The organism is Flavobacterium sp. HJSW_4 (genome assembly GCF_042436695.1).
Lineage (GTDB): Bacteria > Bacteroidota > Bacteroidia > Flavobacteriales > Flavobacteriaceae > Flavobacterium.
Genome location: NZ_JBHNPP010000008.1, coordinates 70,828 through 82,403, shown reverse-complemented (window position 1 = coordinate 82,403; position 11,576 = coordinate 70,828). Strand labels below are relative to the sequence as shown.

Annotated in this window: 7 protein-coding genes; 3 read left to right on the top strand and 4 right to left on the bottom strand. The window is 32.3% G+C overall.

Annotated elements, in window-relative coordinates; all coding sequences use genetic code 11:
- Positions 1-2: 2 nt before the first annotated feature.
- Together ACE01P_RS09865 and ACE01P_RS09860 are read right to left on the bottom strand one after the other, a co-directional pair.
- Positions 3-839 carry an ABC transporter permease gene (locus ACE01P_RS09865; protein WP_379696900.1) on the bottom strand — a complete coding sequence of 279 codons (837 nt, stop codon included), beginning with the start codon at positions 837-839 and terminating at the stop codon, positions 3-5.
- Between the two features lie 3 nt (positions 840-842).
- Positions 843-1,754: an ABC transporter ATP-binding protein gene (locus ACE01P_RS09860; protein WP_379696898.1), complete on the bottom strand. Its 912-nt coding sequence runs from the start codon at positions 1,752-1,754 to the stop codon at positions 843-845.
- A 106-nt stretch (positions 1,755-1,860) separates the two neighbouring features.
- Between ACE01P_RS09860 and ACE01P_RS09855 the strand changes: the two genes are divergently transcribed.
- Both ACE01P_RS09855 and ACE01P_RS09850 read left to right on the top strand, forming a co-directional pair.
- A complete protein-coding gene (locus ACE01P_RS09855) occupies positions 1,861-2,913 on the top strand; it encodes a hypothetical protein (protein ID WP_379696895.1) in 1,053 nt (350 codons plus the stop codon).
- A gap of 91 nt (positions 2,914-3,004) precedes the next feature.
- Positions 3,005-3,862, top strand: coding sequence for a hypothetical protein (locus ACE01P_RS09850; RefSeq protein WP_379696892.1), 858 nt, complete (start codon positions 3,005-3,007; stop codon positions 3,860-3,862).
- A 98-nt stretch (positions 3,863-3,960) separates the two neighbouring features.
- On the opposite strand, the gene ACE01P_RS09845 is transcribed toward ACE01P_RS09850, so the two are convergent.
- A complete protein-coding gene (locus ACE01P_RS09845) occupies positions 3,961-7,692 on the bottom strand; it encodes a metallophosphoesterase (RefSeq protein ID WP_379696889.1) in 3,732 nt (1,243 codons plus the stop codon).
- 26 nt (positions 7,693-7,718) lie between these two features.
- Here ACE01P_RS09845 and ACE01P_RS09840 point away from each other — a divergent pair, with 26 nt between their 5' ends.
- Positions 7,719-8,906, top strand: a complete 1,188-nt coding sequence (locus tag ACE01P_RS09840) for a Pycsar system effector family protein (RefSeq protein WP_379696887.1) — start codon at positions 7,719-7,721, stop codon at positions 8,904-8,906.
- A 173-nt stretch (positions 8,907-9,079) separates the two neighbouring features.
- Here ACE01P_RS09840 and ACE01P_RS09835 read toward each other — a convergent pair whose 3' ends face one another.
- On the bottom strand, positions 9,080-11,449 hold the full coding sequence (locus tag ACE01P_RS09835; protein WP_379696884.1) for a GAF domain-containing protein: 2,370 nt from the start codon (positions 11,447-11,449) through the stop codon (positions 9,080-9,082).
- Positions 11,450-11,576 lie beyond the last annotated feature (127 nt).

Below are 11,576 nucleotides of genomic sequence, written 5' to 3'. Positions count from 1 at the left end.
TACTACAAATCTCTATTTTTTAATAATTTGTAAGAAAAATAGATAAACAAAAAAGTCCACACTAAAACGATAAAAATAGCAGTATAATTGACGCTAAAGTCACCTCCTGTTTCAATTCCCATTTGAGAACCAATATTTTTAATTACAGATAATCTCGGACCCGGATTAACAATTAAATTAGACATTGATTCTAAAGGTAAAAACTGAACAATTTTTTCGTCAGTATCGCTGTTTGGAAAAACTTTAAAAGCTAAAGTTCCTCTTATAATTGCTTCGATTATATTCCAAACTAAAAGAAAACCAAGAGCAAAAGCCGAACGTTTTACTAAAATTCCTAAAAACAAACAGAAAGAAAAGAATCCTGTCAGTTTTACAAAAAAGGCTAAAAGATAATCTAAGTCCGAAAAAATGATTCCAAATTCAGTATAAGAAGAAAACCATACGCCTAGAATTAAACTCATGATAAAAACAAAAACGGTAGATCCAAAAGCAAATAGAACGACAGTCAAGAATTTAGATAAAATAAATTCTTTTTTGCTGAGACCATCAATCAAGTTTTGTTTTAAAGTTCCGTAGCTATATTCATTTGCCATCATGGAAACAATTACAATGGCTAAAAAGAATTTCATCCAAGCGGCAACATAAGTATTAAAATGCCAAATAAATGGAAAATTAAAGATTCCCATTTCTGCCAAATGAAATTTGAAAGGACCAATATCAAATTTTATAACAGCAATAAGTGCTATAAAAGAAAGTAATATGAAATAAGTTAAGGTTAATATACGACTGGCTTTATTCATCCAGATTTTTTGCAATTCTATAGAGAGAAGTCTTTTCATGGTTTAGTTTTTTTGGGCGATAGCATTTTTGGTTAATTCTAAAAATTGAGCTTCTAAACTGTTTTTGCGTTTTACTAAATGGCTTAAAACAATGTTTTTAGAAAATAAAAACTGATTTAATTCTGAAGCTGATAAGTCAGAATTTAAGTAAACTAAAATTTTTCCGTCTTCTTCAGCAATTCTGTCAACTGCTGGATTTTCTGCTAAAACCGTTTTTAAAGCTAAATTATCATCGGCTTGTAATTCGAAGAATCCTTCGTTAGAAGACATTCCATCAACAGGGCCAGAATATAAAACTTCACCTTTTCTTAAAACAATAACCTGCGAACATACTTTTTCTACTTCATCCAATAAATGAGAAGCCAGTAAAATAGTAGTTCCTTGTGATGCAATTTTTTTAATGATATCTCGAATTTGATGAATTCCCTGAGGATCTAATCCATTAGTTGGTTCATCTAAAATTAAAATTTCTGGATCGTTCAAAAGTGCCGATGCAATGGCTAAACGCTGTTTCATTCCTAAAGAAAAAGTACTGAATTTGCTGTCTTTTCTTTCGATTAAACCAACCAATTCCAGTTTTTCATTCACTTTAGAATAGTTGATATTTTTGATTTTGCAAACCAGTTTCAGATTTTGCTCAGCCGTCATGTACGGATAAAAATTTGGTCTTTCTATAATGGCGCCAACTTTTTTAAGAGCTTCATGCGTTTCCACATTGCCGTCAAACCAGCGATAATTGCCAGACGATTTGTTGACAACACTCAAAACAATTCCTAATGTGGTCGATTTTCCGCTGCCGTTTGGCCCTAGAATGCCATAAACACGACCTTTTTGTATTTGAAAAGATACATTTTTCAGAGCCTGAATTCGGCCGTATCTTTTACTTAAATTCTCAATGGTTAATATGGTTTCCAAATTTTTCTGGTTTTAGTTTTTAGTATGACGAGTCAAGTTGATTTTTGTTACTTTAAATTCTAACTTTAAATCGTATTGACGTAAATTTGTAATAAAGATATTCAAAATGAGCGAGCCTTTAATGGTTTTAAAAAAACCGTCTTTCCCTTTAACGCAGCCACTTTTAAGTTATTTAGAGCGATACGAACGTATTTCTAAAGTTTCTGTGTTTTATGATGACTTGCTCCGTTTTTCGGGTTCAATAAATGTTTACGATAAATATGATAACGATACGCTTTGGATTCGAGTATATTATGGCGAATTTGAGCGCAGTGAAATTGATTTAAATCTAAAGAAAATCTACTCGCTTTTGCATTCTGATGGAAATAATGAAATCATTCAATTCCTGAATGTTGATGCGATTGATTATTGCACTTTCGGAAATTCGAAGCCTTTTAGAATTAAAGTTCGAAATATTTTGAATGATAACTATGTCCATTTTTACATCAAAAAAGCAGATGCTTCACGTATTTATGGATTAGAATTGGAAGATATTCTTTCGCCAGATAAAATTAACTTTTTGGTTTATAAAGACACTTTGATCGAAGAGCATATTATCGGAATTCCAGGTGATGTTTTTATGGATACGCTTCTGGATAAATGTAGCGAAATGGAAAAAGCGCAGATTGCAAAAGAGTTTGTCAAGTTTAACGAACGCTGTATGATTCGTCTTTTGGGAGATATGCGTGCATATAATTATGTAATTGTCCCGATTCACGATTTTGATCAAGTTGTCTATAAAATTCGTCCGATTGATTTTGACCAGCAATGTTATGAAGGGAATTTTAAAGTCTATCGTCCGCAGTTTTTCAAGGAAAATTTTCCGATGATTCAATTAATCAAAGAGAAATTGGAAGAGCGTTCGATCATTCAATATAAAGATGAAGAAAGAGCGATTTTAGCAAAACGTATTCACTCAGCCGAAACTAGAATTCATAAATTACTCAATATAATGTGTCACGATACGATTTCGACACACGAACATTTGATGCAATTAAAAATGGAATTGTATCGTTATACGAACGACATGAAATTCAAAAACGCAAAATCGATGGGACATGTGATGCACGCTGCATTTGAGTTTATTACGCGTAATTTTAAAAATACCAATTTGGTTTAAATATTTTACCATATAAGTCATATGAGTTCAATTAAGCATTGCTTCTTAAATTACTTATATAACTTATATGGTTTCAAAAACAATAAATTTTATGAAAAAATCTTTTTTAGTTATTTGTTCAATTGTTTTATTAGCTTGCCAGAAACAATCTGGTTCTGATTTTAAAGAACTTTATTCACTTCCAAAAAAATTAAAAGAAGTTTCTGGAATTGCCTATTTTCCTGAATCCAATATTCTTTACACTCTAGAAGATAGCGGAAATAAAAATGCTATTTATGCAATTGATTCTAAAGGGAAATTAGCCAAAACAATCACAATTTCTAACGCTACAAATGTCGATTGGGAAGACATTACAAAAGACAAATCTGGAAATATTTACATTGGCGATTTTGGAAATAATGATAACGAAAGACGAGATTTATGCATTTATAAAGTGGCAAAAAATCAGCTGAATAATGATTTGGCTAAAGCCGAATATAAAATCTCATTTTCATATCCGGAACAAAAAGAGTTTCCTCCAAAGAAAAAAGAAATGTTTTATGATGTTGAAGGTTTCTTTGAGCAAAACGGTTATTTCTATCTTTTTACTAAAAACAGAAGCAAAGGTTTTGATGGAACAGCTTTTATCTATAAAATTAAAAATGCTGCAGGAACTCAGAAAGCAGTAAAAATTGGTGAATTTAAAACTTGTAACAACTACAATCATTGCGTGTTAACGAGTGCAACAATAAGTCCAGACGGAAAAAAAGTGGCGCTATTAAGTCACGATAAAGTGCTTTTATTTAAAGATTTTAAAGGAGATTTATTCCATAAAGGAACCCAAACAGAATTAAATCTAAATCACTTTTCCCAAAAAGAAGCCATCGTTTTTAAAGACAACAATACATTATTAATCGCCGACGAAAAAACAAATAAAATAGGAGGAAAGGTTTATGAGTTTAAGCTTTAATTAAGGTTCAAAGTTGCAAAGGAACAAAGGTTCAAAGGTTTTTAAGTTGTTATCTTAAAAACCTTTGAACCTTTGTCACTATTTACCTTTGTGCCTAATTAAAAACTATATGCTGCTCCAAAAATCACCCTTCCAATTTCGTCAGGAGATTTAAAATAAGAGATTCTCGCTGTAATGACATTTATAGCATTCAACCAAAGTCCGCCGCCGTAATCTTGGTGCCATTTTTTAGAATCTTCACCATCAAGCCAAACCCTTCCATAATCGAAACCGCCTAGAATTCCGTAAGTAAAAGGAACAATTGTTTTGCGTATTTTTCCGATACTTAATCGTAAATCTGAACTTTGAGAGAAATATGAATTTCCTAAGAAACGCTCATTTCTAAAACCACGTAAATCAGTATCGCCGCCTAAAGAAGCACCTTGGTAAAATTCGTAGTTATTGTTTAAAATAGCTTTTCCTTTTAAATAAGTAGCCAAAATCAATTTTCCGTTATGATCAATTTTATGTGTAAAACCTAAAATACTTTCAAGCGTTGGGAAATTCTTTTTGGTTTGATCCAAATTTGTTGTCCAAGTTCCAGCAACCATAAAATACATTCCTAACGTAGGTTTCGCAGCAAAATCTGAATTTTTAAATACATATTTGACCTTCAAACTTCCAAAATTTTGGCTATCGAATACTTCTGGATTTACAATTCCTGGAATATTAATGTATCTGTTTTCAGTTTCTTCAACCGTCATTCTCTGGAAAATTGGCTGAATGCTGAATTCACTTCCAAATCTTCCAACGTGTCTTATCGCGCCTGAAGCATTAAATTTTCTGATACGAACACGATTGTAATCCATATCTACATCATCATCATACTGTGACTCATTTCCATAACCAAAATAGTTCATGGCAAAGTTTGGAGTCGTATATAAAGATTCCACATCAATAACCCATTTTCCTAATAAACCTGGGAAATGTGCTGCGTAATTGAACTCTAAACCGCCAGTCGCAAAATAGTAAAAGGCGTTAAAAATATGTCTTTGCGTATATGGATTCTGCTTAAAATTATTAACGGTATAATTTAAATTAACTCCTACTTTTACACCATCATCAGGATTAAATCCAATGTTTGGAAGTCCTGCAATTACATTGTATTTAGGTTTTTCATAGTTATAAGCATTCACATCATAATCGTCCGTTAACTGCGTCTGTGTTTTAGAATCCAGATTATATGTGTTTTCTTTTGATTTGAAATCGTAAACAATAACTTTTCTTCCGTTTTCGATGTTGTAAGTATCATTGTTCTGACCTCCAATCAAACGAATTTTTATGCTTGATTTCTGATTCCCTTTTACTTCAAAAGTATCGTTGTCATCCAATCCGTAAATCCAAAGATTTTTGGTTTTATCATCTGTTACGGTTTTAGTGTAAACCAATTCATCACCTTCTTTTTTAACTCTGAAAACCTGAACTTCAATTGCTCCTTTTGCATTATGATTCAAAACAAACTTGTCTTTTTTGTCTGTTCCAGCAATCATAATTGTTCTGCTCAAAACGTCAGAATATCTACTAGCATACTTTTGAAGATCTTTTTTTCTTTGTTTTAATTTTGATTTGATTTCGTCAACCGTTCCATCCTGAACTTCTTTTGGCATGTTTTTAAAAGCCTCATCGATATCAGCATCAGTCAGATTTTCTTGAATGTATTTGGCTTGCTCTACCCATTCTTTTTCTTCAGCAGTTTTTAAAAATGCCAAATCCATAGGGTAAGGTTCTCTTCCAAGCCATTTCACATTAATTCTGTCACCTTTAAAAGATCGCATATGACGAAGTGGAGGCATATTCATGATAAGTGAAAGCAAAGCACCGTCATATTTTACAAAAGCTTGATCACGATCTCTTGGAATAGGTCTGTAAACTACTTTTCCATCTTCTTTATATTCTGCCCAACGCCATTGGTCGCCGTGTCTGTCCCAATCTCCTATAAGAATGTCAAACAAACGGGCTTTTATATATTCTTTTTCATCAACCACATATTTTTCATCTTTATGAAGATTTAGCATCAGATCATCAGTTCCGATGATGTTGCTCGGTTTTCCGAAATTTTTTCCATCTAAATGATTATCTGCTGGTCTTTCTTCAACCATATATAATTGATCGCCGAAACTCGCATTGAATTCTCCTAAACCATTTTGTTTTGGAACATAATATAAAATCGGATTCGTATGCCTCAAACCAATTTGGTCTGACATTCCACCAATTGCAAAAGAAGCATAAGGATGAGATGTGGTGTAAAAATCAAATAAGAAATCTTCGGCATAGGTTTTCTCAAACTCATTTACGACATATTGATCTTTAAAAGCAACGGATTGTAAAAATACTGTTGCACTTTTTTTCATGGCACGCATGATAAACTCACGACCTTGAGGATCAGACATTCTTAAAGAAACTGATTGATGTCCGCCGCCTTCGCGAATAGGTTTCAAACCACCTTTTAGAGTGTCTACAGTTGCGGTTGTAGCTTCAATAGGAAGACTGTAATATTTTCTGTAATGCTGTCCGAATAAAAATTTATGGAAAGCACCTTTTTGAGTCATTTTTGGAGAATAAATCGAAGTTGTCACTTTTGCAGGAAACTTATTCGGAATATCTGAAGCCCAGTTAATTTCTTTAGCTTTTATAATTTCGCGTTCAAAAAGAAGTTTCTCTTTGTTGTTTTCATTTCCATAATATGAAACTTTTGCATCGCCACTTTTAAACATTGTTAAAACAGCATAACCATTTCCGCCATACGAAAAATCATAAGGGCTAATTGCTCTCGCTGCTTCAGATTTTGATCCTGCTCCGCTAATAATCTGCTGAATGTTTTCTTTGCTGATATATTGCAAGTTATGATCGTGACCAGAAACTACAATTACATTTTTCTGTTTTTGTAAAAGCGTCTTTATTCTTTTCGTATAAATAGTATATTGCTTATTTTGAATATCTTGCGGACTAACTCCAGATGTTTTTCGAAGCAAATTGATGAATGAACCAATTACTGGAAGCGGAATTTTTTGCTCTAAAGGAAATAATTGTTTTTCTAACGAAAATTGTCCGCCATGTGTTCCGTTACTCAATAACGGATGGTGAATGGCCAAGACAACTGTTTTCTCTTGGTTTTTATTTAAAAGCCCTTCTAATTCTTCAAAAAAAGCTTCTCTGGTTTTAATTTCGCAATTGTCATTTATCGTTGGATGATCGTTCCAATCTTCCAAAAACCATTCACTATCAACAGCTATCAAAGTGGTTACGCTGTCGATTTTTACGTCTTCAATCGGACAGGTTTTTCTTGGCAGAAAACTCTTTTTATCGTCCAAATATTTCGTTACAAAATCAGCCTGACGCTCTAAACCTTTAATGCCGCTGTACCAATCGTGATTTCCAGGAATTACAATTGTTCTTCCTTTAAAACCCTTAGTTAATTTTAATTGATTTGTCAGTTTTGTTTCTGCTAAAGCCTTGTCTTCTGGGTTTTTATTGCCCGGAAAACCTTTTGGGTAAATATTGTCACCTAAGAAAAGAAGCGTCGATTTTTTATTTGCTTTTTTCAGCTTTTGATGCAAAAGTTCGAGCGTTTGTTGAGCCTGCTCTTCGTCGGCATTTCCAGCATCTCCAACAAGAAAAAAGGTATGTGCAATTTTTATAGTGTCAGTTGCGTTTTCTGTTTCGTTGGCACTAACATTTTTTCCGTACTGCGGTTTGCGCGTTGCACAGGAATAAACAATGAATAGGGCCATAATTGCCAAAGAAAAGTTTTTAATCTTTGCAATAAAATGATTATCCAAAAACAATTTCATAATTTAGTGGTATAAAAATATTCTTTATGAATCTAATAGAACAATCCGAGGATTTTGTCGGTAATTTACTCAAAGATAAACTTTCTAATTTATATTCTTACCATAATTTTAATCATACTTTTACGGTGGTTACTGCGGTAAAAGAACTTTGCAAAAAAGAAGATGTAGAAGGCGAGGACAAAGAGGCACTTTTGGTGGCTGCGTGGTTTCACGATACGGGATATATTGAAGGATATGAAAATCACGAAAAGAAAAGCACCGAAATAGCAGCAGAATTTTTGCGTGAAAAAGGAAAATCGGAAGAATTTATTGCTTTAGTTTCTAGTTTGATTCTAGCTACTGTTAAAGAATATGAACCTAAAACGCATTTAGAAAAAATTATTCGTGACGCAGATTACGCTCATTTAATGGGTGCAGAATATGCTACAACATGCGAATTGCTTCGTTTGGAATTAAAAAATGCTGGAATTGTTAGTTTTTCTAATGCCGAATGGACAAGAGAAAATTTAAATTTCTTGTTGAATAAACACCGTTTTTATACGGATTACGCTTTAAGAAAATGGCAGCCTTTGAAGGAGAAAAACCTATTAATGATTCAGAAAAAAATCAATAAACAGGAATTGAAAGCTGCGGCAGCAATCGAAGAAGAAAATAAAAAAAGAGAAAAAGCGGAAAAAGCCGAAAAACCAGATCGCGGAATTGATACTTTATTTCGTGTCACACTTGGAAATCATACACGTTTAAGCGGAATTGCCGATAGTAAAGCCAATATTTTATTATCTGTAAATGCAATTATTATTTCAATTGCATTATCATCTATTATTCCAAAATTGGATAGTCCGAAAAATGCGCATTTAGTTGTTCCAACTTTCATCATGCTGATGTCGAGCGTGATTACGATTATTTTTGCCATTCTTTCTACACGTCCAAAAGTGACTTCAGGATTTTTTACCCGAAATGATGTTGAAGATAAAAAAGTCAATTTAATGTTTTTTGGAAATTTCTATAAAATGCCTCTTGAAGATTACGATTGGGCAATGAATGAAATGATGAAAGACCGAGATTATCTGTACTCGACAATGATTAAAGATTTGTATTATTTAGGATTGGTTTTACAGAGAAAATATAATTTACTTCGAATTGCGTACAATTTCTTTATGTTCGGAATTATAATTACGGTGATTGCATTTGTGATTGCTTTTAAATCGATATAATTTGAAATTTTAAACACATAGAAACATAGATTTTTCTGCGTCAAAAAAGAATAAAGAAAGAAACTCGTTTCTCACACATAGCTAAAAATACAGAAAGCTTTGTCAAAGTTTTAAACTTGACAAAGCTTTTTTTATTAAAAATCCGTTTAATCAGCGTACAATAAAGTCACTAATTAGTTGATTTCGTCTAATAAATCCTGATAGGTTATTTTTTTAACTTCTGAGTTTGAATTATTGTTGATTACTTTCACACGAATCGCTCTCAGACCAGAAACTCCCTGAAGATCTTCCACTTCAAATTGTTCAATTGATGGTTCAAGAATTTTTTTATGTTGCAAGTATTTAATATATTTTAAATATTCTGCTTCTTCGCTGTTTTGAGAATATACAATAGTGATTTTCTCCTTTTCAGTAATTCTTTCGTTTGTTCCTTTAATATGCGATTTGTCAATTCGTTTTTTAACCACTTCGTATCTCGCGTTATAAGTTCCATCAACATCAAAACGTTTTTCATCCATTCTAAAACGGATTGAAAGCGGAGAACTGAAAACCAAAATCAAAGAAGTAACGTCCAATTCATAAGGCAATGAGGTTTTAAGATCGTGATGCTCCAATTCCATTTCGCATAAAGTCTGCAATTGCCACAAACGAAGATTGTGCAAATACATGATATCGAATGGTTTTGTTGGCGAAATTGAAGCTCCAATATATAAATTGTGTTCTACACCATCCGTTTTAAAACGTTCGTAATAATGCGGATAAATCTGCTGTGCTTCAACCTGTTTTCTATCTAAAACAGTTGCCAATCTCTTATTGATAATCGACATTGCATTGTCGAATTTTTTTCTTTCCTGATAAAACATTCCAGTTTTTTCGTCCAGATTTTCAAAGTAAAGTTTTTCCAGTTTTTCGCTTTTAACGTTGCTTTTAGTATTCTTTAAAATAGGATGAATTTCTTCTTCAATGTAACGTTGAACATGCTGTTCGGTATCTGCTTTTAAAGGAAAATCCAATTCGCTTCTAAGCGATTCCAATTCAAATTTTCTTTGTTCCAAAAGAACAAGATTCGAATTAGATTCTTGATTGTCGAAAATTTCCAAAAGAGCCGTAAGCTGATTCTTTAAATCGATTTTTACAGTTTCATTTCGGTGTTCAGACGAACCTTTAATATCAATTTGACCATACAGCGGATATACATTTTTAAAAACAATTTCCTTAAAAATATAATCTTTCGTATGATTCATATTCTGAAAATAATTCTGCGATTCTCTTTTGAATTTCCAATAAACGCTTGGGTGAATCGTAGTATATTCTCGCTGAATAATCGCTTCAATCTGATGCTGCATGTCGGTATTGTAACGATCGATTGTATCAGTTAAATACGGTAGAACCAAATCTAGTTTAGTTGCATTTACAGTATTTAAATCTCTTGGATTTTCAGAAACCAATTCGACAACCCCCAATAAATGTCCGCTTTTAATGACTGGAGCAAAAATACAACTCTGAATTCCTTGCGCCAGTAAATGCTCTCCAAGTCTCTTATTTGAAGACTGTTCTGTAAACTTGCTCACATTTGAAATTACAAAAGGCTCCTGATTGTCTAACAGATTTTCGAAAGAACATCCAAAAAAAGCATTTTTACAATCTACTTCCTGATCGGCAGAAAGTAAAAAACTCTTCATTTGATTTTCGTATTTAGCAGGTCTTATAAATTTCTCTTCTTCAGGATTATAAATAATAAATCCAACTTTTAAGTTAGGCAAATTAAAAATCGACTGAAAAATGTTAGAAATTTCTTGATCTGTAGCAACGGTTTTTGGTCCTGGTTTTAGGAGATTACTTTTTAAAATAGAAATAGCACTTTCTGTAGTGGCATCAAATAAAGAAACAATTCCGAAACCTCTTAAAATCCAGCTTCCTGGAGGGAATTTAGATTTCCATAAATTAATATCGTTATAATTATCAATTAATTGATCGATATCTTCTTGGGTTAATGGAACAGAATTTTCTGTTGGAATAATTTCCATGAAATCAGCATTATATAAAATTCGATAATGCTTTTCTACACCATTTTCATCTGGAATGTCATAGAAAAAAGGCTGATTAAAATCAATACGCTGATTGTAGTAATAGCTAAGAATCAGACAACAGTTATTAATGTAGAATTGATGATCGCTAAAATCACGAATTTCCATGTAAAATTCATCTCCTGCATTTTTCAAGATTTTTTTGAAACGCTCCGTATAGTTGAAAGAGATATTTTGAAATGGAATTGTAACGGCTTTTATTTCGTTGTGCGTCAATGCAGTCGGAAACAAATCAGCCAAAATATTCTTAATTAAAGCCTCATTATCTTTGATGACAGAATAATCTTGAATTCCAGTTCTCAATTCAGGAATTAAATCTATCTGTTCTAAAATCGCTTTGGCATAGTTAGATCTATAATCAACATTAGACAAGGCAATTTCTTCAAAAGATTCAATTAGCTTGTGAAATGAAATTATAGTGTTAAAAGGACTTTCTTTGAAAAACTGAATATCCATCTGAGTAATTTTTTAATGCAAAATTAAGCATAAATTAAGAATGCACGACATTTTATGATTTCTTTCCTCTATACTTAAATAGTTGTTTCCCTTATAATTAAGGGGTTTCTAGTCGCTCTTTTTAATT

Excerpts from the sequence above, each read along its gene's own strand:
- ACE01P_RS09865 (WP_379696900.1), bottom strand. The coding sequence starts at position 839 with ATGAAAAGACTTCTCTCTATAGAATTGCAAAAAATCTGGATGAATAAA.
- ACE01P_RS09835 (WP_379696884.1), bottom strand. The coding sequence starts at position 11,449 with ATGGATATTCAGTTTTTCAAAGAAAGTCCTTTTAACACTATAATTTCA.
- ACE01P_RS09855 (WP_379696895.1), top strand. The coding sequence starts at position 1,861 with ATGAGCGAGCCTTTAATGGTTTTAAAAAAACCGTCTTTCCCTTTAACG.
- ACE01P_RS09840 (WP_379696887.1), top strand. The coding sequence starts at position 7,719 with ATGAATCTAATAGAACAATCCGAGGATTTTGTCGGTAATTTACTCAAA.
- ACE01P_RS09845 (WP_379696889.1), bottom strand. The coding sequence starts at position 7,692 with ATGAAATTGTTTTTGGATAATCATTTTATTGCAAAGATTAAAAACTTT.
- ACE01P_RS09850 (WP_379696892.1), top strand. The coding sequence starts at position 3,005 with ATGAAAAAATCTTTTTTAGTTATTTGTTCAATTGTTTTATTAGCTTGC.